This window comes from Marinomonas arctica, from assembly GCF_003259225.1.
Taxonomy (GTDB): domain Bacteria; phylum Pseudomonadota; class Gammaproteobacteria; order Pseudomonadales; family Marinomonadaceae; genus Marinomonas; species Marinomonas arctica.
The window spans coordinates 16,936-43,619 of record NZ_QHJF01000011.1; the positions used below are offsets into that span (position 1 = coordinate 16,936).

24 protein-coding genes and 3 tRNA genes are annotated in these 26,684 nt (G+C 44.7%); 15 read left to right on the forward strand and 12 right to left on the reverse strand.

Going from position 1 to position 26,684, the window contains the following annotated elements; all coding sequences use genetic code 11:
- Positions 1–117: 117 nt before the first annotated feature.
- The 6 genes from DK187_RS08180 (at position 118) to cobA (ending at position 7,546) form a co-directional block, all read left to right on the forward strand.
- Positions 118–2,871, forward strand: a complete 2,754-nt coding sequence (locus DK187_RS08180) for a DNA translocase FtsK (RefSeq protein WP_373289528.1) — start codon at positions 118–120, stop codon at positions 2,869–2,871.
- A gap of 66 nt (positions 2,872–2,937) precedes the next feature.
- On the forward strand, positions 2,938–3,561 hold the full coding sequence (gene lolA / locus DK187_RS08185) for an outer membrane lipoprotein periplasmic chaperone LolA (protein WP_223232211.1): 624 nt from the start codon (positions 2,938–2,940) through the stop codon (positions 3,559–3,561).
- On the forward strand, positions 3,561–4,910 hold the full coding sequence (locus tag DK187_RS08190) for a replication-associated recombination protein A (protein ID WP_111606864.1): 1,350 nt from the start codon (positions 3,561–3,563) through the stop codon (positions 4,908–4,910). Before lolA ends, DK187_RS08190 begins: the two co-directional genes overlap by 1 nt.
- A 52-nt stretch (positions 4,911–4,962) precedes the next feature.
- Entirely contained in the window at positions 4,963–5,334 is a 372-nt protein-coding gene (gene crcB, locus DK187_RS08195; RefSeq protein ID WP_111606865.1) for a fluoride efflux transporter CrcB, read from the forward strand.
- Between the two features lie 67 nt (positions 5,335–5,401).
- Positions 5,402–6,703 (forward strand): serine--tRNA ligase, encoded by a 1,302-nt coding sequence (gene serS, locus DK187_RS08200; protein ID WP_111606866.1) that lies wholly within the window; start codon positions 5,402–5,404, stop codon positions 6,701–6,703.
- 99 nt (positions 6,704–6,802) lie between these two features.
- Positions 6,803–7,546: a uroporphyrinogen-III C-methyltransferase gene (gene cobA / locus DK187_RS08205; protein WP_111606867.1), complete on the forward strand. Its 744-nt coding sequence runs from the start codon at positions 6,803–6,805 to the stop codon at positions 7,544–7,546.
- A gap of 123 nt (positions 7,547–7,669) precedes the next feature.
- On the opposite strand, the gene DK187_RS08210 is transcribed toward cobA, so the two are convergent.
- The 6 genes from DK187_RS08210 to hpf all read right to left on the reverse strand — a co-directional run bounded on the left by DK187_RS08210 (position 7,670) and on the right by hpf (position 10,282).
- A complete protein-coding gene (locus DK187_RS08210) occupies positions 7,670–7,990 on the reverse strand; it encodes a TusE/DsrC/DsvC family sulfur relay protein (RefSeq protein ID WP_111606868.1) in 321 nt (106 codons plus the stop codon).
- 5 nt (positions 7,991–7,995) lie between these two features.
- Complete coding sequence (locus DK187_RS08215) at positions 7,996–8,283, reverse strand: DsrH/TusB family sulfur metabolism protein (protein ID WP_111606869.1); 288 nt, start codon at positions 8,281–8,283, stop codon at positions 7,996–7,998.
- 2 nt (positions 8,284–8,285) lie between these two features.
- Positions 8,286–8,630, reverse strand: a complete 345-nt coding sequence (locus DK187_RS08220) for a DsrE family protein (protein WP_111606870.1) — start codon at positions 8,628–8,630, stop codon at positions 8,286–8,288.
- A gap of 4 nt (positions 8,631–8,634) precedes the next feature.
- Positions 8,635–9,027 carry a sulfurtransferase complex subunit TusD gene (gene tusD / locus DK187_RS08225; protein WP_111606871.1) on the reverse strand — a complete coding sequence of 131 codons (393 nt, stop codon included), beginning with the start codon at positions 9,025–9,027 and terminating at the stop codon, positions 8,635–8,637.
- Between the two features lie 98 nt (positions 9,028–9,125).
- On the reverse strand, positions 9,126–9,782 hold the full coding sequence (locus DK187_RS08230) for a Bax inhibitor-1/YccA family protein (protein ID WP_111606872.1): 657 nt from the start codon (positions 9,780–9,782) through the stop codon (positions 9,126–9,128).
- Between the two features lie 182 nt (positions 9,783–9,964).
- Positions 9,965–10,282, reverse strand: a complete 318-nt coding sequence (hpf, locus tag DK187_RS08235; protein WP_111606873.1) for a ribosome hibernation-promoting factor, HPF/YfiA family — start codon at positions 10,280–10,282, stop codon at positions 9,965–9,967.
- Positions 10,283–10,587: 305 nt separating this feature from the next.
- Between hpf and DK187_RS08240 the strand changes: the two genes are divergently transcribed.
- From DK187_RS08240 to DK187_RS08275, 8 genes are all read left to right on the forward strand, one after another.
- Positions 10,588–11,397, forward strand: a complete 810-nt coding sequence (locus DK187_RS08240) for a DnaT-like ssDNA-binding domain-containing protein (RefSeq protein ID WP_111606874.1) — start codon at positions 10,588–10,590, stop codon at positions 11,395–11,397.
- The gene (locus DK187_RS08245; RefSeq protein ID WP_223232210.1) at positions 11,360–12,139 is read left to right on the forward strand and encodes a replication protein P; all 780 of its coding nucleotides are present in this window, start codon (positions 11,360–11,362) and stop codon (positions 12,137–12,139) included. Before DK187_RS08240 ends, DK187_RS08245 begins: the two co-directional genes overlap by 38 nt.
- Positions 12,140–12,259: 120 nt before the next feature.
- On the forward strand, positions 12,260–12,901 hold the full coding sequence (locus tag DK187_RS08250) for a response regulator (protein ID WP_111606876.1): 642 nt from the start codon (positions 12,260–12,262) through the stop codon (positions 12,899–12,901).
- 18 nt (positions 12,902–12,919) lie between these two features.
- The gene (uvrC, locus tag DK187_RS08255) at positions 12,920–14,743 is read left to right on the forward strand and encodes an excinuclease ABC subunit UvrC (RefSeq protein WP_111606877.1); all 1,824 of its coding nucleotides are present in this window, start codon (positions 12,920–12,922) and stop codon (positions 14,741–14,743) included.
- Between the two features lie 39 nt (positions 14,744–14,782).
- Entirely contained in the window at positions 14,783–15,343 is a 561-nt protein-coding gene (pgsA, locus tag DK187_RS08260; protein ID WP_111606878.1) for a CDP-diacylglycerol--glycerol-3-phosphate 3-phosphatidyltransferase, read from the forward strand.
- Positions 15,344–15,439: 96 nt separating this feature from the next.
- A tRNA-Gly gene (locus tag DK187_RS08265) sits at positions 15,440–15,514 on the forward strand.
- 23 nt (positions 15,515–15,537) lie between these two features.
- Positions 15,538–15,611, forward strand: a tRNA-Cys gene (locus DK187_RS08270).
- 11 nt (positions 15,612–15,622) lie between these two features.
- Positions 15,623–15,709, forward strand: a tRNA-Leu gene (locus DK187_RS08275).
- A 383-nt stretch (positions 15,710–16,092) separates the two neighbouring features.
- Here the strand turns inward: DK187_RS08275 and DK187_RS08280 are convergent.
- The 5 genes from DK187_RS08280 to DK187_RS08300 form a co-directional block, all read right to left on the reverse strand.
- Positions 16,093–18,054, reverse strand: a complete 1,962-nt coding sequence (locus DK187_RS08280; protein ID WP_111606879.1) for a RecQ family ATP-dependent DNA helicase — start codon at positions 18,052–18,054, stop codon at positions 16,093–16,095.
- Positions 18,051–19,073, reverse strand: coding sequence for a serine/threonine protein kinase (locus DK187_RS08285; RefSeq protein WP_223232209.1), 1,023 nt, complete (start codon positions 19,071–19,073; stop codon positions 18,051–18,053). The genes DK187_RS08280 and DK187_RS08285 overlap by 4 nt, the downstream gene beginning before the upstream one ends.
- Before the next feature lie 21 nt (positions 19,074–19,094).
- Positions 19,095–20,360, reverse strand: coding sequence for a response regulator (locus tag DK187_RS08290; protein WP_111606881.1), 1,266 nt, complete (start codon positions 20,358–20,360; stop codon positions 19,095–19,097).
- Positions 20,361–20,685: 325 nt separating this feature from the next.
- Positions 20,686–21,939, reverse strand: a complete 1,254-nt coding sequence (locus tag DK187_RS08295) for a response regulator (RefSeq protein ID WP_223232208.1) — start codon at positions 21,937–21,939, stop codon at positions 20,686–20,688.
- Between the two features lie 160 nt (positions 21,940–22,099).
- On the reverse strand, positions 22,100–22,750 hold the full coding sequence (locus tag DK187_RS08300; protein WP_111606882.1) for a 2OG-Fe dioxygenase family protein: 651 nt from the start codon (positions 22,748–22,750) through the stop codon (positions 22,100–22,102).
- A gap of 276 nt (positions 22,751–23,026) precedes the next feature.
- Here DK187_RS08300 and DK187_RS08305 point away from each other — a divergent pair, with 276 nt between their 5' ends.
- Complete coding sequence (locus tag DK187_RS08305) at positions 23,027–24,589, forward strand: methyl-accepting chemotaxis protein (protein WP_111606883.1); 1,563 nt, start codon at positions 23,027–23,029, stop codon at positions 24,587–24,589.
- Positions 24,590–24,621: 32 nt separating this feature from the next.
- On the opposite strand, the gene glgX is transcribed toward DK187_RS08305, so the two are convergent.
- On the reverse strand, positions 24,622–26,661 hold the full coding sequence (gene glgX, locus DK187_RS08310; protein ID WP_111606884.1) for a glycogen debranching protein GlgX: 2,040 nt from the start codon (positions 26,659–26,661) through the stop codon (positions 24,622–24,624).
- Between the last annotated feature and the right edge of the window lie 23 nt (positions 26,662–26,684).

Consider the following 26,684-nt stretch of genomic DNA (forward strand, 5'->3'; position numbering starts at 1 on the left):
GTAAAAGCGAAAGCCAGCCCTTTGGGTTGGCTTTTTTTATGGTAAGCTTAGCCAACTTGTGGCTCCGCTGGATGGAGTGTGGTTTGTTTTGATTAGCATAAGATAGGAAGGCGCGTTTTGTCAGAAGAAATGAGTGAGTCGGTACGATCACCAATTTGGGAATTGTTTGCCAAACAAGCGGCGTTTATTGCCGCTTTGCTAATGTTGTTTTTTTTCGCGTTGGCAACGTATTCTTATAGCCCTCAAGATGCGGGTTGGTTTTATTCCGGTAGTGGTGGTGCTATCCAAAACTCTATGGGCCCCATTGGCGCGGTTATTGCGGATTTGGTGTCGGGTTTTTTTGGTTCTTTGTTTTATTCTTTACCTCCGCTGTTTATTTGGGTGGCTATTATTCTATGGCGTAACCCCCATTCTTTATTGCCGCTTAATAATGCGCTGCTTTGCACTATTGGTAGCATTTTGTATTTATCCTTTGGTTCTGTGTTGTGTTTTTTGCACACAGTGGGGGAATACTCATTGCAATACGGATCCGGTGGCATATTGGGCCGCGGTCTGGGGACATTGCTGTATGGCTTTATAGGTTACGACGGTGCCACGTTGGTGAGTTTAGCCTTAGTTGTTTTATCTTTTACCCTGTTGGCTCAATTGCATTGGCTGCATTTAATGGATCGCCTTGGTGAGAGTGCTTATAAAATGGTGGTCTTTATCCGTCATAAGTGGGCTGACCGTCAAGAGGCAAAATCGACTCAACGTGCCGAAATGGCCGATTTGTTTGTGGATGAGGTGGAAGTTGAAGAGCCAGCCATTGTTCGTAAACGAAGAAAGGCGGCGACTGAGCCGTCAATAAATACCGTACCGTCCGATGGACATGCCAAAACGGATCCCTTATTTGAGGACGTTCGCATTGACAGCGAGCATTATGACGATGGCGGGCAAGCTAAAAAATTCAAGTTTCGTCTGCCTGCGTTGTTTTCGCGTTCAAAAGCTGCCAACACAGAAGACGCCCCAAGTGATGTGGTGACGGTTCATGAGGAGCCAGAGTTTAGTGGTCTAGATGATTTATCTATCCATGACGATGATATTCAGTTTGGTGACACGCTGTATATTGAGGAGTCGTGGGACGATCCTAGAGAGAGTGCAGCACAACACAAGGCAATGGCTCCCAAGCAGCCCCCGGTGAGCAAGCCAGTTGCATGGGAAGACGAACAAGATGAGATGACGTTTGGTATTTCGAAAGAACAAGCCGACGCTAAGTTGTTTCAGCACGATAGTGAAGACATGGTTCCCCCTGCACATAAACCCGCGTTTCGTACATTGTCTGAAGCTAAGCAGTTGGATTCGCTGGGTGGGCCTTATGCGGATGAAGTGGAAAACAAAAGAAAGGTAGAAACCTATTCGTTGCCAGATCGTTCGGTATTGACCACGCCTAAGCCCAAGCAGGGTGGTTACTCAGAAGACGAACTGTTGGCTTTGTCCGAGTTGTTGGAGCAGCGTCTTCAGGACTTTGGGGTGAAAGCCGATGTGGTGGAAGTGAATCCAGGTCCGGTGATTACGCGTTTTGAAATCCAGCCTGCACCGGGTGTAAAAGTGTCTCGTATTACCAATTTGGCGAAAGATCTTGCGCGTTCGTTAAGTGTGATGAGTGTGCGCGTGGTTGAAGTGATTGCGGGTAAATCCACCATAGGCATAGAGATTCCGAATCAGGTTCGCGACACCGTTTATTTTTCAGAGGTGATTAATTGCGAGGCCTATGATAGATCCTCTTCGCCCCTGACATTGTCGTTAGGTCACGATATTTCTGGTGAGCCTGTTGTGGTCGATCTTGCCAAAATGCCCCATGTGCTGGTTGCTGGTACGACAGGGTCAGGTAAATCGGTTGGTGTGAACGCCATGATTCTGAGTATGCTACTCAAATCCACTCCGGATGAAGTGCGTATGATCATGGTGGACCCGAAAATGTTGGAATTGTCCATTTACGAAGGCATTCCTCATCTTTTGACCCCTGTTATCACAGACATGAAAGACGCTGCTAACGGGTTGCGCTGGTCTGTCGATGAGATGGAGCGTCGTTATAAGCTGATGTCCAAGTTAGGGGTGCGAAATATTGCGGGTTATAACAAGAAGGTCCGTGATGCGATTGAAGCAGGTAAACCCATTCAAGACCCATTATGGCAGCCTGAGATGGCCATGTTTTCAGAAGACGGTGTAGCGCGTACCGTGCCCCATTTAGAGCCTTTGCCTTACATTGTTATCATCGTTGATGAGTTTGCTGACATGATGATGATAGTGGGCAAAAAAGTAGAAGAGTTGATTGCGCGAATTGCTCAAAAAGCCCGTGCGGCAGGCATTCATTTAATCTTGGCGACTCAGCGCCCTTCGGTAGACGTTATTACGGGTTTGATTAAAGCCAACATTCCAACTCGTATGGCGTTTCAGGTGTCGTCAAAAATAGACTCACGAACCATTCTTGATCAGGGTGGTGCGGATCAGCTGCTGGGTATGGGGGATATGTTGTATCTTCCTGCTGGTTTGCCAACGCCAATTCGAGTGCATGGTGCCTTTGTTTCCGATGAAGAGGTGCATGCGGTGGTGGAAGAGTGGAAACAGCGAGGGGAGCCAGACTACATTCAAGATGTGGTGGTGAACCCAGAAGATCTGATGTCAGGAGAGGATAGTGAAGATAAAGACGCACTTTATGACGAAGCCGTGAAAATTGTCATTGAAACGCGTAAAGCCTCTATTTCCTCTATTCAACGTCGTCTTAAAATAGGGTACAACAGGGCGGCTAATTTGGTTGAGTCTATGGAGGCGGCGGGCTTAGTTGGACCAATGGGAACCAATGGTCAGCGTGATATTTTGATTCCAGAATAAAAGCGTCAATTTGGTGTTCTTGTATTGTGGGGCATTACCTTTTTAATGTGTTAGTGGAGAGTCATTTTGTTAAATAAAATCGTCACTGTGATTATGTTTGTTGTCATCATCGCAGCTCAAGTGGCAAGCGCTCAAGCGGAAGAGGCTGGCTCAATAGAAAATTTGTTAGAGTCAAATCGAAACATTGAGGGTGAGTTTCGACAGGTTACGTATGATGAGAAAGGCAAGCAGTTACAAGTGAGTGAAGGTGTCTTCCTGCTTGCGCAACCTAATCAATTTGTTTGGGACAGTGTCACGCCTTTTGCGCAGCGTATCATCTCTGACGGTAAAACAGTTACGATTTGGGATGTGGATTTAGAGCAGGCGACCAAGAAACCGCTATCGGGTACCGTAGGGAACTCTCCGGCCGCGCTGTTAGGGCAACCCGCAGCAGACGTTCTTCCTCATTACAACGTGACGGCGTTGGGTGATGAAAAGTTTCGTTTAACGCCAAAAGAGAATCAGGATCTCTTTCAGACACTGACTTTGTCTTTTCGAAATAAAGTCATTAGTGCCATGAGTATTTTGGATTCTTTGGGTCAGACAACGGTGATTGAGTTTAAAAATGTTGAGACTCATGAAGGCGTTGCAAAAGAGAATTTCATTTTAGATTTGCCTGACAATGTGGATGTGATAGTAGAAGGCCAGTAATGAAAGATCTTTTTTCGGACATACCTGCCGAGGCATATCAGCCTTTGGCAGCGAGAATGCGACCTGTCAGTCTTGATGATTACATTGGGCAGTCGCATTTGGTCGGTCCGGGAAAGCCATTGCGAAGAATGGTTGAAACAGGTCATTGCCATTCTTTTATTCTATGGGGACCGCCTGGGGTGGGGAAAACCACCTTTGCTCAGTTGTTGTCCCACGCCCTTGATGCTCAGTTTATTGAGATTTCAGCGGTCATGTCTGGGGTCAAGGACATTCGTGCGGCGGTAGATCAGGCGAAGCAATTGCGCATGATGAACGGCACTCAAACGGTTTTATTTGTTGACGAAGTGCACCGTTTTAATAAATCTCAACAAGATGCTTTCTTGCCTTTTATTGAAGATGGCACCTTTTTGTTTATTGGTGCCACCACGGAAAATCCCGCTTTTGAATTAAATTCAGCGTTATTGTCGAGAGCGCGAGTGTATCGTTTAAAAACGCCGAGTGTTGACGAAGTAAAGTGTGCTCTCCTGCGGGCGTTACAAGATCATCAGAAAGGTCTGGCTGCCAATGCTTTCTCTGGTGGCTTGCAAATAAACGATTACTTTCTGTCTGTGTTGGCTCAAGCGGCGGATGGGGATATTCGACGTGGGCTGAATTTCTTAGAGATATTGTCTGATCTTGTGGAGCCCGGAAGCAAGGTCACTCAAGAGCAGCTAGAAGATGTATTAGGCGGCAGTGTGCGTCGTTTTGATCGTAAAGGGGATGTGTTTTACGATCAAATTTCTGCTTTTCATAAGTCGGTTCGTGGTTCTTCGCCAGATGGCGCCTTATATTGGATGGCGCGCATGCTAGATGGCGGCTGTGATCCTTTGTATATCGCACGGCGTTTATTGGCGATTGCTTCAGAAGATATTGGCAATGCGGATCCTCGTGCCTTGCAAATTGGTTTAAATGCTTGGGATGTTTTTGAGCGTGTGGGACCGGGGGAGGGGAATCGTGCCATTGCCCAAGCGGCCGTGTATATGGCGTGTGCGCCTAAAAGTAATGCTGTTTATAAAGCCTTTAATCAGGCCATGGCGGACGTCGCTGCGCAACCCAGTTACGAGGTGCCTGTGCATTTGCGTAATGCGCCGACCTCATTGGCAAAAAGCATGGGGCATGGTGATGAATATCGCTATGCTCATAACGAAGAACATGCGTATGCGGCGGGTGAGAATTATTTGCCAGAGGAATTGGCCGAGATGCGTTATTATCAGCCAACTGACCGCGGTTTAGAGAAAAAAATCTCTGATAAATTGACTTGGTTGGAGAATCTAGACGCTCAAAGCCCACTGCGACGTTACGAGTCCTAAGGTTTGTAGTGATCTGATTTGTTCCTGTAAAAGACACGCGAGAGAGACGCACATGATGTATTTTATGATTGCTTTTGGTGGTGCTTTTGGTGCCTTGAGTCGTTATGGCATGACGAAATGGGTGAATACCTATTGGCATCATTATTTTCCCTTTGCCACCATGCTGATTAATGTATTGGGCAGTGTGCTAATGGGCGTGGCGTTTGTTCTGATAAGCGAGCGCATGCCATCACTTGAACCTTATCGACCGCTTGTTATGGTCGGATTTTTAGGGGCGTTTACGACTTTTTCGACTTTTTCGTTGGAAATTGTGTCACTTATTAATATGCAGGCTTGGCTAAGTGCCGTAAGCTATTTATTATTAAGCTGCATTTTAGGTGTGGCTGGTTTGGCGATTGGAATGACGTTAACTCGTGCATTCTGATTTCTATGCTAGATTGAAGACACCCTAATTTATTTTTATAGACTGTTTGAAGGATATTGTTGCCGAGATGTTAGACATTAAAGCCTTGCGCACTGACCCAGATGCCATTGCGGCTCAACTTAAAAAGAAAGGCTACGAGTTGGACGTGGCGACCTTTTCTTCCTTAGAGGAGCGTCGTAAAGCCATTCAAGTAGAAACGGAACAGCTGCAGCAAGCTCGCAACTCGGTATCCAAAGAAATTGGTCAGGCGATGAAGTCTGGCGGCAAAGATAAGGCCGCAGAGCTAAAAGCACAAACCGCCACCTTAGGTGATGACCTTGAAGCGGCTAAGATTCAGCTGACACAGATACAAGATGCGATGGAAAGCTTCTTGGAAGGTATTCCGAATATTCCTCATGCTTCTGTGCCAGAAGGTAAGTCTGAAGACGACAACGTAGAGATTCGTCGTTGGGGTGAGCCGAAGCAGTTTGAGTTTGAGCCTAAGGATCATGTGGATCTTGGCGAAGCCATGGAAATGTTAGATTTCGAAGCGGCTGTAAAGATTACCGGTTCTCGTTTCGCTGTGATGCATTCTGATTTAGCGCGTCTACATCGTGCTCTAACACAATTCATGATCAATACTCACGTTGATCTTCATGGGTATTCAGAAGTGTATGTGCCTTATTTGGTCAATGCAGCGTCGCTAAAAGGAACGGGGCAACTGCCTAAGTTTGAGGCGGATCTGTTTAAGGTGCCAGTGGATAAAGACAGTGGGAACAATGATTTTTATTTGATCCCAACGGCAGAAGTGCCGGTCACCAATTTGGTGCGTGATGAAATTCTTAATGATGCGGATTTACACAAAAAATTTGTCGCCCATACGCCTTGTTTCCGTAGTGAGGCTGGCAGCTATGGTCGTGACACGCGTGGCATGATTCGTCAACATCAGTTTGAAAAAGTAGAACTGGTGCACGTTTGTCGTCCAGATATGTCCGAGCAAGTGCTTGAAGAGTTGGTTGGGCATGCGGAAGTGATTTTGAAGAAGCTTGAGCTTCCCTATCGTACCGTAATTTTATGCGGTGGTGATCTTGGTTTCTCTGCCCATAAAACCTATGACATTGAAGTGTGGTTGCCCGGTCAGGGCAAGTACCGTGAAATTTCTTCTTGCTCTAATATGTGGGATTTCCAAGCACGTCGCATGCAAGCGCGCTGGCGTAACCCTGAAACCGGTAAGCCAGAATTGGCACATACCTTGAATGGTTCAGGTTTGGCGGTGGGTCGTACACTGGTTGCCGTACTTGAAAATTACCAAAATGCCGACGGTAGCGTGCGTGTTCCTGATGTATTGGTGCCTTATATGGGCGGAAAAACACTGTTAAAGAAAGCCTAACGCTTTTGTTTTAGGGTGCTTTTGCGCTGACGTGCGATCGGTTTTAAATGAAAAAGCTTCTTAGAGGCTTTTTTTATATGAAGTGGAAAACAGAAAACTATGACGGGCAAGGTCTATTTGATTGGTGCGGGTCCAGGCGATCCAGAGTTATTGACGCTGAAAGCGTATCGATTATTAAAACAAGCGGACGTGGTGCTATATGATCGCTTGGTTGGTAAAGAAATTATCGAACTCATTCCTGAATCTGCAGAAAAAATGTATGTTGGAAAGGCCAAGTCTTTGCACAGTCTTCCGCAAGAAGAAATTAACAGCCTACTTGCCGCTAAGGCGAAAGAAGGCCACATGGTAGTGCGTCTCAAAGGGGGTGACCCTTTTATATTTGGGCGCGGTGGTGAGGAGCTTGAGGAGTTAATTGAAGAGGGTGTGCCTTTTGAGGTAGTGCCAGGTGTGACTGCTGCGGCCGGATGCGCGGCTTACGCGGGCATTCCTTTGACCCATCGTGACTACGCGCAATCTGTGCGTTTTTTAACGGGGCATTTAAAAGACGGTACAACGGATTTGCCTTGGGAAGAATTGGTTCATCCTGCACAGACCTTGGTTATCTACATGGGCTTAACGGGCTTAAAAGACATCAGTCAATCATTGATCCGATTTGGTATGAGTCCATCGATGCCAGTCGCGATTGTAGAGAAAGGCACGACGAGTGAGCAGCGTGTTTTTACCTCGACGATCCAAGATGTGTATGGTGTATCTATAGAGAATGAAGCCAAATCTCCCGCTTTGTTGATTATCGGTGAAGTGGTGACCTTGCAGAAAAAATTAGAGTGGTACGGAAAATATTAGTAGTGGCTTGATGGATTGTTGTAGATCGTGCTTTAGCGCGTCAAGGTTTTTGGTTTGGTGTCATCCGGCTTTTGACGGCCTAAAGGCCGACCTACATGGTTTTTTGTCGGCATAAATGCGGACCTACAAGCAATTCGCAGGTTTTGGGAGGCCGGCAATTTTAGCAGCTAGCTTAGGGGGGCTGCCGGGAAATAAGGTCATTAGATAAATGCTTCGACCTTTTTCGGCCCCAAGTTTTTTGCTCACGGCTTTGACCAATGGGCGCATAGCTGGCGATACTTCATATTCTTGGTAAAAATCACGCAATATATAAATGATTTCCCAATGGGCTTCCGTTAGTGCAATGTCAACGTCTTGTGCTAATTGATGGGCAAGTTCGGGTGTCCAATCTTGTAGATTGAGCAAGTAACCTTCTTCATCTAAAACGGCGGTTGTGTCTGTCATATTGGTTACCAACTAATGTTCGCTTCGGCGGCAAAGGTTAAATCCACCCACTCTTGATCCGATAGCCCAATGCCAATTTTTGGCGATATCCCATACGCTACAGCATCACTTTGCAAATAGTAGAGTTGAGTGTTTTTTGTCTCAATGGCTGTTTGTAGGGGTGCGGCATTCTGGACAGTACGCAAAATCCCACTTTCTATCAGTAATACCTGATCATTGGTTTGCAAGCTATTTTGCCATGTGCTTTCCAGTGGTTCAGGGTAGGTAAGTTGATTGATTTGATGAAGTCGCATGATTAAAACCGGAAAACTTGTTGATAGTGGGAGAACATTGCTTGCCATTCTGCCTGATTAAGCGGCTGAACGCCTTGCCAAGTCTTGGTGTTGTCTAGCCCTGAATTGGCCTCGATGAAAACGTTTTCGATGTCGTAAAACTCTAGTCCTGCCAGTAGCTTGTGAAGATTTTTACCGTGCTCTACGGTCGGCTGTTGGTCGTCTGTTAAGAGGGCTAAAGCGGCGCCAGATAGACACAAGTCGACAGGTTGTTCAAAGGTGGCCAATACCAAGGCGAGATCAAGGCCTTCTTTGCACGCTAGGCTAGAATAAGGGCTGGTATTTAGGTGAATCAGAGTGTGTTTCATAGGTTTACCTAAATTGGATGACTTTATTGGTGGTGTTCATCAGGTCAACGAATGTGCCCAAGCCTTCCAGTTGGAAACCTTCGGCTAGGGTGTGCTGCTCTAGTTCATAACGACGGCTTTCAGTGTCGTTAATAATGCCGCGTCTTACCGCCGCGGCGATGCATAAATACAGCGGAATGTTGTGCTGCTGTGCGATGTCTTGCCAAGCTTGAGTGATATTGATTTCGTCCCTTGGTGGCTGTGCTATTTGGTTGCCAATGAGCACGGCATCTTCATAAAAAAATACACCCTTTATGCTGTTGGGATATTCTAACAAGGCGGCTTTTATAAAGCGCAGAGCGCTATGGCACGCTTTAGTTTGATAGGGGGAGCCTGTGATAAGCAGGGTGTATTGCATTAAAAAATGACCTTTTGAGTAAACTGTAAAAGCGAATTAACCGATTTTACACAGAAAAAAGGCCGCAGTCAGCGGCCTTTTCGAATGGCTAAATAGAATTACTCGTCGCGAGCCATACCAAGTAGAGACAGAATGCTTAAGAACATGTTGTATAAAGACACATACAAGTTCACTGTTGCCATGATGTAGTTGGTTTCACCACCACGAACGATTTGGCTAGTTTGCAGCAAAATAACCGCCGCTGAGAAAAGCGCAAAACCCGCAGAAATGAAGATCTGTAGAGCTGGCATTTTTACAAAAATACCGGCGATAACAGCAAACAAGAGAACAAAGAAGCCAACAGTAATGAATCCATTTAGGAAGCTAAAGTCTTTCTTTGATACCAGTGCATAAGCAGACAGACCAAGAAATGATAGCCCTGTGATGCCCAGCGCACTCATGATTAAGCTAGCACCATTAGACAAACTTAGATAAGCGCTTAAGATAGGACCAAGAGTAAGGCCCATAAAACCAGTCAAAGCGAACACACAAAGAATACCAGCAGAGCTGTTCTTAAATTTATGTGTTAGGAAAAGCAAACCATAAAAGCCTACTAATGTGATAATAAGACCTGGATGGGGTAAGTTGAAAGCCATGCTCATGCCCGCAGTGAAGGCGCTGAACAAAAGGGTAAGCGACAACAGTCCGTAAGTATTGCGGAGCGTTTTGTTGGCCGCTTGTGACGAGTGTGTCGAAAGGGCTTCAGTATAACGCATGGAATTACTCCTTTAGGGTTTAAGACAATCAATAGACTTAATATGCAGCCGAAAGTTCCAAACTTCAAGCGTGATTGTTTTTTTAGGGGGTAAATACAAAAAAACACCGCAACATGGCGGTGTTTTTTCCAGTATTTACAGTGACAAATTAAATGACCATTAACGGGTCGTGTCTTACCGTATTAGTGTGTTATCGGCATTTTGTGTGTGGTGCTTGATTGCTTGGTCTTGTGCTTATCAATTTGCTTTGCCAATTTATCGACCATTTCGTCTATGGCGTAAAATAATCTGTCTTCAGATGAGGCGGCGGCAAAAATTTCTTTGCCAGGAATGTGTACTCTCGCTTCCGCCTTTTGACTTTTGCTGTCTTTGAGTAAGGTGACATTCACTGAGGTTATTTGGTCGGTAAGTTTTGATATTTTACTGAGCTTGTCATGGATATGCTCTTTTATTGCAGGGGTTACATCGATATGGTGACCAGAAATTTTGGTAGTGTGCATACTGCATTCCTCCTGAGTAACATTTGCAAAACAAATAACAGATAGGATCTAGAACACGTAATCTAGAACAGGTATAGCGAGGTGTAATTACCATCCTGTTGTTATCAGCATAGGCCTGCTTTTGGCTTGTGTCAAAGCTTTTCAATCGACTGATATTGGCAATATATTAGGGTGAAGCCTTGTCATTTTTAGGTGTGCTTGATCACAGTTCATTGAAGGTTCTCGTGCTTATGGGAACGGCTTTTGATAGACTGTTAGGCTAACTGTTGTGTTAGGTATGCAAAGCAAAGCGCAAAGCGAGATTTATGTTGGATAACGACTATTCATTACCGATATCATTTTCAATGGCAGCCAAGATCGGCTTAGAGGAAACGGTATTGCTGACTTTTTTGAAGCAGCAAGCGTACCTAGTCAGCTCCCATGTTTTACGAGTTGAAATGAGTCGACTGAGTGCCCAGTTGCCATTTTGGACTGTGCCGATGCTGATGCGTTTATTGGCGAACTTGCAAATCAGTCAGCTGTTGAGTTTTCAGCGCCAAGAGGAAATATTGGAGATTCATTTGTCCTCACCTCAAAAAGTCGCTCAAACCGTGATGCCAGCGGCGCCAATAGCAGAAAAAGACGACCCATTAATGAATAAAATGGACCGTTTACACAGGGCGGCTCGAGAAAAAAGCGAAGAGTTCACGCCGCAACCTAAAAGCTATCCACCAAAGCAGCCAGCTCGGCAATATGATGCTCCGTCTTCTCCGCCCGTGGTGAACGATCGTCGCGGTGTCACGGATTTTGATTTGTATTTGGAGCAAAAAGAGCGTGCTCGACAACCAGACCAATGGCAACCTGAAGAAGCCACGTTAGAGCAAATTGGGCAGGCCGGTATTGCCCGTGAATTTGCTTTGTCGTTACAGACTGAATTTTTGTTAAGAATCAAAGAACAGCGCAAAAATGTTCGAACTTGGAACAGTGAATTTTTTAAATACGTAAAACGTCAGTGGCAATACAAACAATCGGATCGGTCTTCATATGAAGGAACCTCAGACAGTACAAAATTTACTAAAACCTCTCGAGAACAAGTTAGTGACGCCCTCAACAACATCCACGACACAGACTGGTGAGTACGGTTCGGGCGCTTATGCTAATAGTGGCCACACGGCGCGCGAATCAGGTCCAACAGAGGCAGAACAGCAAACCCGAGTGTTAGTGAACATGTTGTTTGCACGCTTTAAGGCAATTTACACTCATAAATTTGCTTCTGCTTACAGCACCACAGACGAGGTGAAGTTGGCAAAGCGCGAATGGGCTATTGCCTTAAAAGGCTTTCAAGAGCCCTTGTTGGCGTATGCGGTAGAACGGACAAAAGAAGTTCACTCTTGGCCACCGACCATCGCGGATTTTTTAAAGCTGATTAATACGGCTTATAAAGCGTATGGTTTAGTCGATCCTCGTTCTGCGTACCTTGAAGCCTGTGCTTGTCGCACTGATCCGTTACAATATAAATGGAGCCACCCTGCGGTTTTTTTTGCTGGTTCAGAGGTGGGCTGGTACAAAATCAAATCTGAAGAAGAGCGCATTAGTTGGCCGCTCTTTGAGCAAAGTTATTTGAAGGTGGTTGATCGTGTGATTGCTGGGGAGCGCCTAGTGGTGCCAAAAGTCATTATGATTGAAAATCAGCAACCACTTGCCGTGAAGGATTTGGCCAGTAAAATTGCTAAGGTTTTGTCTGTCGATGAAGCGCAAATCGCGCCTTTGCTGTATTACACGCAAAAAACGTATGGATCTGGTGTACGTAATCGTTATCGTGACATCAGTCAGAAAAAGCTGTTAGAAATGGGCTATACAGAAAAGTTGCCAGAATAACGGTGCGTTTTTTCTATTTCTTATATAACATAATTTTTTATTAGCAGGATGCTATAGGCGGTTTCATTCTAGGTAAGGTGGAAATCGACACAAGGCGTAGGAAAGTTTGGTGAGGTTGTTATGTTGAAGGTATTGATTGTTGACGACCATGATGTGGTGAGCCAAGGCATTAGTCGTGTATTACAGGATGTAAAGGGTGTTGAAGTGGTTGGTGTGGTGCATTGTGGTGAAGAGGCTATTATTCATGCCAAAAAATGGTTGCCAGACATCGTCTTAATGGACGTGCATATGCCGGGCATCGGCGGCTTAGGGGCGACAAAAGAGATAAAGCGTCTTCTGCCTAAAACCAAGATCATTGCGTTGTCCGCATTGGATGACAACTTATACCCCGTAAAATTACTTGAGGCTGGAGCCTCTGGCTATTTAACGAAAGGTACCAACACCTCCGAGTTGCTCGAAGCCATTCAAATTGTGTCGAGAGGTGAGCACTATATTTCCAAGGGTATCGCCCAAAAAATGGCGTTGTCTAAATTCTCGATCGATGGTCAAGGGTCTCCTTTGGGGCAGCTATCAGACAGAGAGTTGCAGGTGGCGCAAATGATTGTGGATTGCAAAAAATCCAATGAAATCGCTGAGCATTTAAACGTGAGCCCTAAAACCGTAAGTACCTACCGTACTCGTATTTTTGCAAAGCTGAATATCGAAAGCGATGTTGAACTGATTCATTTAGCAGTACGTTATAATGTGCTTGGTATGGGCTAGGCGAAAAACGAGGTTTGTTTGAGCCATTCAGAATTTGATCCTAAACACTTTGTCAGCAATTTAACCACTCGGCCAGGCGTGTATCGCATGTACGATGTAAAAGGTGAGTTGCTTTATGTTGGCAAAGCTAAAAATCTTAAGAACCGTGTGGCGAGCTATTTTCGCGTGACGGGGTTAACCACCAAAACCATGGCTTTGGTGAGTCGTATCCACACCATTGAGATAGCGGTTACCAAAAGCGAAACGGAAGCGTTGTTGCTTGAGCAAACGCTGATTAAACAGCATCGTCCACCGTACAACATTTTGCTCCGTGACGATAAATCTTATCCCTATATTCTGCTATCCAATCATTCTCATCCGGCGCTGTTGTTTCGACGCGGCGATAAAACGGATAAAGGAACGCTATTTGGCCCCTTTCCGAGCGGCAGCGCGGTAAAAGACAGTTTGATCACCATGCAAAAGGTGTTCAAGGTGCGTCAGTGCGAGGACAGTACCTACTCGAATCGCTCTCGGCCATGTCTACAATATCAAATTAAGCGTTGCTCCGGGCCTTGTGTTGGGCTAATCAGTGATGAAGAGTATGAGCTGGACGTTCGTCACGCTCGCATGTTTTTGCAGGGAAAAGACCAAGAGTTAACAGCAGAAATTTCTTCCCAGATGAGCGCGGCTGCAGCCGACATGGAGTTCGAGCGCGCCGCTGAGCTACGTGACCAAATCATTCAGCTTAAACACATTCAAGAACAGCAACATGTCTATGGACAAACGGGCGAAGCTGACGTGATTGCTTCGATTATTCAGCCGGGTGGTTTGTGTGTTCATGTGATGATGGTGCGCAAAGGTAAAGTGGTTGGGAGTAAAAGTTATTACCCCAAAATGCCCATTGAAATCACCGAAGGCGAATTATTGTCGTCTTTTATTGCACAATTTTATCTTGGTGGTATTCAAGAGTTACCGAAGACGCTTATCATAAGCCATGAGTTAGAGGATGGTGATGCGTTGGTAGAAGGCATTTTTGAAACCACGCAGAAAAGAATCGAAGTGTTAAGCAATGTCAGAGGGCAGCGTGCCCGTTGGTTGGATTTGGCGAAGCTGAATGCCGAGCAAGGCTTGCAAGCTCGATTGTCGGATAAGCGTAATCATTTTAGCCGTATTACGGCATTGCAAAAGCTATTGGGCTTTTCCGAACCGCCAAAACACATGGAATGCTTTGATATTAGCCACTCTAGTGGTGAAGCAACGGTGGCATCTTGTGTCGTGTTTGGGCCAGATGGGCCGGACAAAAAGCGATATCGCTCCTTTAACATCGAAGGGGTTGAGCCTGGTGATGATTATGGCGCGATGAAGCAAGCCTTAACTCGTCGTTACAAACGAGTGAAGAGTGGTGAGCTTGAAGCGCCAGATGTATTGCTTATCGACGGTGGTAAAGGTCAGTTGACGCAAGCAGAAAATGTATTGAAAGAATTGGGGTTGGTGAACATATTTTTGTTGGGTGTCGCCAAAGGTGACACTCGTAAGCCAGGCCTTGAAACCTTGTATATTGGTTCAAAAGAGGATGAGGTGGTTTTGCCGCCTGATTCAGCGGCGCTGCATTTGATTCAGCATATACGTGATGAAGCGCATCGGTTTGCCGTAAAAAGTCACCGACGTAGACGAGATAAGAAACGTCGTCACTCGGTGTTGGAAGATATTCCTGGTATTGGGCCAAATCGCCGTAAAGAGCTGCTGACGGCGTTTGGAGGGTATCAAGAATTGTTATCGGCAAGTCAGGAAGATATTGCTAAGGTGAAAGGGATTAGTGTCAAAAAAGCAGAAGAAATTTACCTCCACCTTCATAAAAGCTAGGGTTTGCTAAGTGCATTTAGCGTAATAATTGGGAATAATATGAACATACCGAATATATTAACGTCCGTACGGATCTTTATGATTCCGATTCTTGTGGTAATTTATTATTTGCCGTGGGAAGGGCGCTACTACACCTGCGCGATTATTTTTGCCTTGGCAGCTATTACGGACTGGTTAGACGGTTACCTAGCAAGAAAACTGGATCAAACCACCGCGTTTGGCGCTTTTTTTGATCCCGTTGCCGATAAACTTATGGTATCCATTGCCTTAGTTCTGCTGGTGGCCAGCTATTCTAATCCATTATTAACCTTAGCCAGTGCTGTCATTGTTGGTCGTGAGATTGTGATCTCGGCACTACGCGAATGGATGGCGGAAATGGGTAAGCGTGCCAGTGTCGCCGTGTCGTATATCGGTAAGCTAAAAACCACCATGCAAATGTTGGCCATTTTCATTTTATTGGGTAGCCGGCCAGATACACTAGAAGCCCACGTAGGGGAGGCGGTCTTAATTGCGGCTGCGTTATTAACGCTTTGGTCTATGTATGTCTACTTAAAAGCCGCTTGGCCTGAGCTAATGTCTAAAGAGTCGAACAAAAACTAAACAGATTTAAAAAAAGTGCCTAAGTTAGCTATTTATTTGGATTTTTTCCTTGACGTGAAAGCTCAAATACATAGAATAGGCACCGTCTTTTGAGACGCGGGAATAGCTCAGTGGTAGAGCACAACCTTGCCAAGGTTGGGGTCGCGAGTTCGAGCCTCGTTTCCCGCTCCAATCAAAAGATGTATCTGATATGAGGCCGGATGGCAGAGTGGTCATGCAGCGGACTGCAACTCCGTGTACGCCGGTTCGATTCCGACTCCGGCCTCCAAAATCAGATATGCCCGGGTGGTGAAATAGGTAGACACACAAGACTTAAAATCTTGCGATAGAAATATCGTACCGGTTCGATTCCGGTCCCGGGCACCATTTATGGTGCCTTTTTTTATGCCCAAACTTTCTTATCCCCTTCAAACCCTCGCCATTTCTGGCTTTCAGCGTTTTCTTTCCATTATTAAAATTTTAAACTCCTCCTATCTTATGCTATGTTTTTCTGAATTTAGCGCATAAACAGCAGACTCTTTAGCACACATTTGGAGTTCAAAATTGGCAACCGCATATAAGTACGGCAATGGATGGCGAGCACAAACTTGGATAAATGGAAAAAGAAAAAGCGGTTTTTTCGACAAAGCGCGAGGCTGATCTTGGGCGCTTGGCAAAAAAACCAACAAAATTGAGAAAAAAGCAGACGTATGACTGTAATTCCGAGATAAGATTAGTATTGTTCCATTGATGCTTTTTAACTTTTTATTTTAACGAGAAAGGCACTGTTGTACGACATTTAATACGGTCAAATAGTTTTGTTCCTCATACACACCAAACCCGCTAAGCTGACGGGCTTTTATTTTGGTGAAGATAGGTTGTGTTAGGCCTGTTAAAAAACGCGTTATTAAGACGGCTGTCACCGGTGTGGCTGGGCTTTTGCTTCCAACATGCGCAGTGAACTCCTGTATATAGCCAGCCAAATCTCCCCATTTTTCTATATCATTGTTTAGGCCGGATGGCTGAGCAAATATAAGTACTTTTCCCCGACAAACCGAGCAATGCCCGCAATGCTCTGGTGAATCCTGATCCCCAAAATAACGGGCTAGATTGTGGTTTAAGCAGCGATCCAATTGAAAGAAGCGAATCATAGTGGCAAGACGTTCAATTTCGGCTGTTTGTTTTTCTTCAACGTATTGCTGTAATTGATTGGCCAAGGTTTGATGATGAAAGTGCTCGGTATGAACTTGATACACTTCGGTTAAGCCTTTACTTTCGAGGGTAAGAACATGGTAATCGGCGGCGAATTCTAAGACTTGCAAGACATCGCCTCGGGATAATCCCGCTTCCTGAAAAAGTTTGTCGAAATTGGGTGTGCCCCAAATTTTCTTGTATTGAATGCCTTTTAATATGGCCTGGTAGGCGGCTTGCCATTGGGTTGGGATGTGTTGTGCAAAAGCAATAGGGTCACCTTCCCATTTTAGGCGAACATCAGCGTAATAGCTGTATTTTGGCGTGATGGCACCCAATAGTTCGAGTTGTACCAGCAAGGTTTTTAAAGGCAAAGAGCGAATATTTGTCTGCTGAGATAATCCATAAAGCTGTGTTTCCCATTCACTTTCATGAGTCTGTTCGGCTGTTTGCGCGGTAATGCAGCTCAGTAAATTGTCAATGTCGTGGGGCTCTGGCGTGTCACCATAGACAAAATTTTCTAAAGTATTTAATCCTTCTAGATTAGCAAGCAATACACAACGGCTTGGCTGATTGTCTCGCCCTGCGCGGCCAATTTCCTGGCTGTAGTTTTCGATTGATTTGGGCAGATCAAAGTGTACCACTAAGCGAATATCTGACTTATCGATCCCCATACCAAACGCGATGGTGGCCACGATAATACGCGTTTTGCTGACCATGAAATCGGATTGGATTGCACTGCGAATCTCACTGTCCAAACCTGCATGGTAGGCGACAGCCGAGTAGCCATCGGCTTGTAGAGCGTGAGCGACATCTTCGGCCGTTTTCTGCTGAGTAACATAAACGATACTCGCGCCTTGTGTTTCATTGAGAATATTTTTTAAGGCGTTTAGTTTTTGATGGCTTTGTATGGGGATAAGATCAATATCTAAGTTGTGTCGATAAAAGCCCGTTTGCACTATGTGCTGAGGGTGAATTGCAAACTTTTGTGCCATATCTCGTTGCACACGACGCGTCGCGGTGGCGGTTAGCAGTAAGACCAATGGTATGGCGAGTTCTTGTTGATAAGAGGGTAGCTTTAAGTAGTCAGGTCGAAAGTTATGGCCCCATTCTGAAATACAATGGGCTTCATCCACCACTAGCATAGAAATGGGGATGTGTTTGATAAAGCGTCGAAAACGTTCGTTTTTAAAGCGCTCAACCGAAATCATCAAAATCTTAATGGTGCCATTCTGCACGCCAGACATAACAGCTTGGCTTTGATCTTTGCTTTGGCTGGAATCGAGGCAAGCGGCTGGAATGCCTTTGGCGTTTAAAAATGCCAATTGGTCATGCATTAAGGCGATTAATGGCGAGATGACCAATGTTAAATGGGGAAGTTGGGTCGCCGTAAATTGATAACACAGGGATTTTCCGGAGCCTGTCGGAAACACCGCAAGCGATGAATGCCCTGCGAGTAATTGTTCTATTGTTTGTTGTTGTCCTTCTCGGAATTCGTTAAAACCAAATATATTATGCAGTCCTTGCGCTAATGGTATCATTTAGACATTTCTCCCCATTCTAGTTCACAGTTTTTCAGCTCATTAAGATGGTTTGTCCAGTACTCCTCACTGCCAAACCATGCGAAAGCCTTATTAAACGCTGGGTCATCCCAACGACTTTGTAACCAAGCCGCGTAGCTGATCACACGCGTACTTTTGAAAACATCTATTAGACTGAGTTCTCTTCTATCGAAGGGTAAATAGGTCTCATACCCTTCAATTATTTCACTCAACTGCAGTTGTGGATTTTCTGTTTGAGTGATGTGTAGCCATAAATCTTGCACAGCGACGCCGTTTTGGCAATCGTCAAAGTCTAACAAATGAAATTGTTCATTGTGTAGCATCAGGTTGCTGCGATGGCTATCGCCATGTATAGGTCGTAAAGACACTGGCCAGTATGCGTTTATCGCAGCTTGGCTCATATCGCGCAATTTGGCGATTTGCTTTTTGTAAATAGGCTTGAGTTTTTCAGGCAGCTGGCATTTTGTAGAAAAAGTATTTCCCACAAGAATCTGGTTAGCGGCGTTATCTATTTGCGTTAAAGGGGAAACCGTAATGCGCTCTACAAAAGGTGATGACATGGTGTGGTGTAACTGACCAATTAGCTCACCAAGCTGATACAGCTGATCCAAATTATCCGCTTCAGGATGCTGTCCAATTAGCCGAGGAGACAAGCAAAAGAACATGCTGTTATGACGCAATACACTGTCGCCGTTAAATTCCAATGGTGCGACAACAGGTACCCCTGCCGCTTTTAACGTTAGTAGTGTTTGATGCTCTTCTCGAATTTGTGCTTCTGTCCAGCGTGCTGGACGGTAAAATTTAGCAATGACAGGTGTGCCATCTTCAATGCCGATTTGATAGACACGATTTTCATAGCTGTTAAGTGGGTAAATACGCGAGTCACTCCACAATCCAGTGGATTCGACTGCGTCTAAAATGGCATCTGGCACTAAGGTCGAAAAAGAATGGGTAGCCGTCATAGTCTGCTGCTCTGGCGTAATAAAAAATGAGCGCATGACGATAACGGTGTCGCAGGATTATAGCAAGCCGAGGCGCTTTTTAAGCGTATACTTTTGAGCATCACTGAGTGGGGAAGCGTGACCAGATTTAATCAATCGATTCCACTGTTTCCAAGATTTAATGGCTTCACCTAGGTGGTCACGAGCTAGGTATTGTTGTATCTCCGCGCGGAAAGAGTTAGACACGGCCGCTGGATTGCCTTTTCCGAATGTACGTAGGCGAATGAGAGTACGTTTAAATTTATCGGCTAATTTTGAGTTATCTGTGCTGCTTGCCATCATGTTTGTTAAGCATTTTAAATAGTCGTAGTAGAACTCGACTTTTTCATTGCTGGTTTCTCGCGTTAGGCGAATGACCCGAGAGTAGGCTTGTTCAGCGCAGGGCCAATCTTCTAGCCGCATGCTTATCTGTGCAAGTCTAAGGGCTCTTTCATATGATCGGGGCGACACTTCCAAGACACTTAGCATTGCGGACTGAGCGGCTTCTAAATTGCCTAGACTTTCTTGTGCGTCAGCAAGTAGATCGTAAGCGGATAAAAAGTGTCGGCTTAAGCTGATGGTGTGTTCGAATTTTTTTATCGCGGCAGCGATCGCGCCAAGTTTTAACTCGCACAAGGCGATACCAAAATGCGCCCAAGCCAAATTTTTGCTTTTTTGGGTGATCAGCATATAGTGGCTTTTTGCATCCTTGTAGCGACCCCGAGCATAGAGTGACTCACCAATGACTTTTAGGCATTGGCTCGCAAAATGCGGATATTGCACCATGACGGATTTGGCTTGAGATTCCATGGTCTCAAAATCGTTTATTTTTCGTGCGTTGTTTATACTCTCAAAAGTTTTCTTTTGCGTTTCGACTCGCTCAAAGCGGCGAAAAAAAGCAGCGGGGGGAAAGGGTTTTACCAAATAACTATCAGGTTGATATTCCAACACACTGACCACACTTTCGTAAGCGGTGTCAGCGGTAATCATAATGAAAATAGTGGAGTGATCTTGTGAATAGTTTTTACGAGAGGTTTCTAGAATTTGCTGACCATCTATGGTTCCACCTAAATTATAATCGGATAACACCACATCATAACGCTTTTCCAAAATGCGTTTTATAGCGGCTTGTCCTGAGGGTTCGACATCTATATCGGAGTAGCCCATCGATACCATTAAGGATTTGAGCATCAATCGCATTTCACCAAGATCTTCAATGATCAAAACCCGTTTTTTTGCGGTCTCTGTTGATTTTCGCTGAATGTTATTGGTGTTTTCAACGCCTAGAGTGATTGCATCTGTCAAAGGGACTACCTGACTCTAATAGGTTCTGGTTAAATCTAATTTTTCATTTATATCATTTGATAAATTAAAAAACCTATAGTTATCGTAAGTTATCGTTTAAATTTGTGATGATTTATTTCTTTTCCTTTTGAATCAACGTCTTAACTTATTCTTAAAATTGTTACAGAATGTAATTTTGTTTTTGTAAATCATTATTAAAAGTGAATCAGGTAGCGTTACTTATGAAGCAAGTTGTCTCTACGAGACCGTTTATTTTTTTAATAAAATAGGCCGCTTTTGATTGACGATATCAAGTACATAAAAACATGTATTTTGCACTTGATAATCAGAATAGTCCAAGTCTTCTTTTTAGCGTTAGTTCCTGTTCTTGTGTAATGGAGGAGGCCTTTCCAGATAAGATTAATTGTTTCCATTGCTTCCAAGATTTAATAGCGTCTTGTTTGCGTTCCCTATGAAGGTGTTGCTGAACTTCGACACGAAAAGAATTTGAGACAACAACAGGGTCGTCTTTCCCTAACAGGCGCAACCTTGTTAAAGAGCGCTGGAGTTTTTCGGCTGTCTGTAGTGAAGGCTCTTCAGTTTCTTGCAGTGCGAGAAGACATTTAAGATGTTCGTAATAGAATTCTATTTTTTCGTGCTGGGTATCTTTAGTTAAGCGAATCACTCTTGAATAGGCCTGCTCTGCCATTTGCCAATCTTTTAGTTTTACGCTGATTTTTCCTAGTTTTTTGGTTCTGGCTAGTGATCTAGGAGTGATTTCTAAACTTGCTAATATCGCCTTTTGTGCGCCTTTGAGATTGCTAAGTTGTTCGTGAGCATTAGCAAGAGTGTCATAAGCGGGTAAAAAATGGCGACTGATGCCGATGGTTTTTTCTAGACTTTTCACAGCAGACAGTGGCTGACCTAGAGACAGATCTGCTTGAGCAACCCCATAATGTGCCCAAGAGGCTTCTTGGTTATTTTTGAGTACGCGCATGTAGTGAATTTTAGCGGCTTTATAGTCTTTTCTAGAAAGCAAAGATTCGCCAATAGCCTTTAGACATAAGCTGATGTATTGAGGGTGTGTAGCCATAATCGCTTTGGCTTCGCTTTCCATGGCCTCAAAATTCATTTTGCTTCGATGATCATCCATTGTTGAGAAGATGCTTTTTTGTAGCTTGATACGGCTTAGTCGACGATGCAAAGTGGCAGGAGTAAACGGTTTTACCATGTAACTGTCGGGACGATGCTCGATTGCGCTGACCACGCTGTCATAACCCGTATCGGCGGTGATCATGATGAAAATAGTCGAGTGACCTAAGATGTTATTTTGTCGAGAAATTTCTAAAACTTGTTGGCCGTTAATTCGGCCACCAAGGTTGTAGTCAGACAATATGATGTCAAAATGTTTAGAAGCAATACGTTTCAGGGCACTTTGTCCTGAAGCCTCCACTTCTATGCTTGTATAGCCTAATGAAAGCATCATGGATCTGAGCATTAGACGCATTTCGTTCATATCTTCGATAATCAATACTGATTTTTTACTGAGATCTTCCGTAATATTTCTATCTTTTTCCTGTGTGGTATGCACTTTTGTCACGGGGTTTTCCTTGCTGACTCACGGTGTGAGTACAAAAAATTACAAATTTTTACATTTGTAATTTATACCATGTTTAGTTGTATCCCCCATAATGCTTTTTGATTGATTCAACAAGGAAAAGCGCTGTATCAGGTGTATTGTGTTTGTCCGTAGTGCTTCGCTAATGCACTAAATTTGCTGTAAGCACAAAAATATCCATGTAACCTTGCTCATCATTACGTGGCTTTATGGGCAGAGCGCTATGGAAAAACTTTCGGTCGTTTAGCACCACAAATTCTCCTCTGTCAAAATCGTGGCTGATCAGCGCAGGACTATTTTTTCCGAGATGAACATGGATTTTGCCACCTTCGATATTATGACGTTGCATCACATAGATTCCTATGCGGTCAAAGCCATCTTGGTGAATGCCCTCTGGTGCGACCTCGGCACTTTTATGGTCGGCGAAGATTCGTAATTGGTGCACTTCGATAGGCGTGTTATCAGCCACGTCGGCCATCGTTTGGAAGTGTTCAAATAGTTCGAGGAAGGCAGGGTCGTTGACTATTTTATCGTCGATCTCTTCATAACGGCGCACAATATTGCCTTGGAAATGATTAATGCTTTCGTCTTGAACAAATGCCTGAGACGGTAAACGATGAATCTTGTTTTGAGTGAGAGTAAAACGTGAATAGCGACGTAATCGAAACGCGCCATCGGCATAAGGGTTCGGTGGTAAATGATCAAAAGAAGGAATCAGGTGGTTAACACTGTCTGATGTTAGCTGACCTAGTTCAAGGTAAAAGGGGGTATTTTTTGTTTTGTTGGTGATCATGGTTTTATCCTCAAGACTCTCATCGGCAGATTGTGCGCGATGGGGAAATTATTTTTTAGCGCCTTGTGAGCGTATTTTTAGTCTAGTCGGGTTTTGATAAAAAAACCTTTTTTTTATGATTCTTGCTATCAAGAATTGGCTCTACGGTAGGCCGTGGTTGTTTTGATGGATTGATGAGGGTACGACTTTAGTCGCAAACTTCTTGTTTTACATTGATCTTTTAGAAGTGTCGTTCAACACTAGCAAAAAAATAATAGTCAACAAAAGGGAAGACTGATGCTTTATCTCCGCTTAGGTAGTGTTTTAGGACTGTTTGTACTCTTTACTTTGGGATATGCGCAAAATGTTATTTCCCCGCCATATATTATTGCCGGTTTATTGCTGAGTGGCATCTTAGGTGTTTCTGTGTTATTGCAGAAAAAAGATCCCTCTCAAATGTCCGTAGTCGCGTTAGACGGGGCTTCGTCAGCCGTGTTTTCAGACGTCAGTAAAACCGTAACTCATGCCACATCAAAAATGGCGATGGGAGCCGCCGAAGTCTCGCATTTTGTGGATACGCTTAGCAAGGACATTCACCTTACCCGTGACGACAGTCAGCAAATTACACAAGCGGTTGGAGCGCTTTCAGAGACAGGACTGACTCTTTCAAATCATTTAGGGCAATTAGCTCAGACAATGAGTGTGACGGCCAAATCCAGTCAGACGGCACAGCGCGCGCTTTTACAGAGTGCGGAGCAAATCAATCAGCTCACGCAAAAAGTACAGACTGCCAGTCAGCAGTTGGCTTTACTGACAAAAAGTGCCGATGATATTGATAGCATTACAGCGGTGATTAAAGGCGTTTCCGAACAGACCAATTTACTGGCTTTGAATGCGGCTATTGAGGCCGCTCGGGCTGGTGAGCAGGGTAGGGGCTTTGCTGTCGTGGCGGATGAAGTTCGCGCTTTAGCGGGTAAAAGTGCTCATGCATCGGAGCAAATCTCAAGCTTGTTAGCGGACGTACGTCGCAATAGTGAACTGACAAATAATGAAATGGCAGCGCTACAAGAGTTAACAGAATCCTTATCCAATACCTTACTGGGGGAAACCCAGCGTTTCCTCTCGTTAACAGAAGAGGTTCAAAATGCGTCCATGGTGTTGTCCGAAGTGGAACAGGCAGGGGAAGATCTAGGCACCACAAGCACGCAAATCAATGGTTCTATTTCACGTATTAGTCAGTCTTTACACGATATTTCTGAGCGCAGTGATCGGCTTTCTCAGGAAGCCGCGCATTTGAGTCAGGGGGCTGAAGTGGTCTTTAGAGAATTGGATAAAGTCGATCAGTCGTTGTTTTTCTCTGAGTTGCTTAAGGTTGGTAAGGCGTCTGCCCAGGCGATTGGGCATTTGTTTGAAGAGGCAATCTCGAAAGGCGAGTTGACTCAACAAGCGGTATTTTCCACCGATTATCGCCCTATACCGGGTACTAAGCCGCAAAAGTTCAGTACGTCTTATGATACTTTTAGTGACCGTCACTTTCCTGCTATTCAGGAAGCGGTATTAGATAATTGTAAAGAGGTGATGTTTGCCGGGGCGGTGGATGTGAAGGGGTATTTCCCCACTCATAATAAAAAGTTTAGTCAGCCATTAACCGGTGATTATGAAAAAGATTTATTGAATAACCGAACCAAGCGAATTTTTAACGATGCGACAGGCCGTCGTTGTGGCGCCCATACAGATTCGTTTTTGCTACAAACCTATAAACGGGATACTGGCGAAATATTGCATGACCTTTCTGTGCCTATTTTTGTTAATGGTAAACACTGGGGCGGTTTTCGAATGGGATTCAAACCCATATCTTAGGGAGTTTGAATCCTCTGTTTCGAGTTTGATGGTTAACGTTTAGCAACAAAAACGCCACGATAAGCGCAGTGAAGAGTATTGTCTTTAATACTGAAGCCTGGCGTTTGGTAAACAACTTCTAGTGCATCACTTTCTGCTGGAAAAGGAACGCGAATAGGCGTATCGCTGCTGTAAAAGACGATCCAAAAATAACTAGAAAGGTCGGCAGACGTTAGCGTTAATGCGATAAAGTGACGCTCTTTATCGGCCCAATTTTCTGCGCTCATGGGTTCGCTGTGTTGGTTGAGCCAATGGATGTGATCAGATGAGGTGTGCTGATAAAGCGGGTCGTCTTCAAGACGAATTTCAGCCAATATTGGGTAGGTTTTGCGCAGTGTCATTAAGGTAGAAATGGTATGCTGCATGGCGTCTCTTGCAAGACGTGTTTCCTCATCTATATCCTGCCAAATTTGCCATGTCATGTCGTTGTCTTGGCAATAGGCATTGTTGTTTCCTTGCTGAGTGTGGGAAAGCTCGTCCCCCCCTAAAATATGAGGCGTGCCTTGGCTTAGTAGCAGTGTCGCCATAAAGCAAAGTTGCTGGTTAAGGCGCTGTTGTTGAATATTTATGTCGTCAGTGTCGCCTTCTGTACCAAAGTTTTGGCTAAGATTGTCACTGTGCCCGTCACGGTTGTCTTCCATATTGGCAAGGTTATGGCGCTGGTGATAGGACACCAAGTCTTTCATGGTATAACCGTCATGATAGGTGATGTAGTTGACTGAAGTTAGAGCACTTTTTTGTCCTTTGTGAAACAGGTCTCTTGAACCTAAAAGGCGTGTCGCAAATTCAGGTACCATGCCTTTGTCACCGCGCCAGAAGCGACGCACCGTATCGCGGTATTGATCGTTACATTCGAGAAAACCTCTTGGAAATTGACCCACTTGATAGCCGTTTGGACCAATGTCCCAAGGCTCCATCACTAGGCAAGTTTCGCTTAAGATAGGGTCTTGAAGAATGGCTTGCAGTAAGGGCGCTTTAGGGGTGAAATCATGATCAGTGCGACCTAGATCAACCCCTAAATCAAAACGAAAGCCATCCACGCCCATCACTTCTACCCAATAACGCATGCTGTCGCAAATAAGACGAATGCTATTGGGATGGTAAGTGTCTATGCAGTTTCCGCATCCTGTGTAATTTAAATATTGGCCCGCTTGGTGACGATAATAGCGCGCATTGTCTAGACCTCGAAAGCAAACGCTAGAATGATCTAGCTCGCTTTCTGCTGTGTGGTTATAGACAACGTCTAGAATGACTTCAAACCCTGCCGTTCTTAAGCCATCAACCATTTGTTGAAACTCCAAAACAGCGTCTTGTTTAGCGTAGGACGGTTCTGGTGCAAAAAAACTGATTGGATTGTAGCCCCAATAATTATTGAGCTCTAGCAACTCTAAATGGCGTTCGGTCATAAAACTGAAGCAAGGCATTAACTGAATGGTGGTAATGTTCAGGCTTTTTAAATGTTCAATACCCGCGGCGGAGATGACGCCAAGGTACGTGCCTTTTATTTCATCATCAATGGGGAGACTTTTGCTAAAACCTTTGACATGCAGCTCGTATAAAGCACGGCTAGACGGGGTTACTTTCACCCTTGCCGGGCGGTTATGTTTGGCTGTCACGGTACGAACAATCGATTTCGGCACACAATAAGCCGAATTGACGCTGTTTAGCTGGCCTTCTTGGTTTATGGCTGATTGATCTTCATGCCAGACAAGTTTGTGACTGAGATCTCTTGCATAGGGATCTATTAGCAGTTTATGTTCGTTATAAAGCTGTTGCTGTTCTGGATTGAATTCGCCTTTAGCGCGTAAACCGTAATATTGGCCTTCTTTGAGGCCAAGCACTTCCATGTACCAAATGCCTTTATGTTTATTAATAAAAGGCAGCGGTTCTTGCTCCTTTCCATCTTGATCAAACAAACATAAATACAGTTGGCTGGCGTCTTCTGCGACCACGGCGAAATTAACACCGTCGTCGGTCACCGTCGCACCTAGAGGAAAACAGGCGCCATTGGAAGTCTGATGTGCTTGGTTCATTAATACCTCTAGATGCTGTCTGC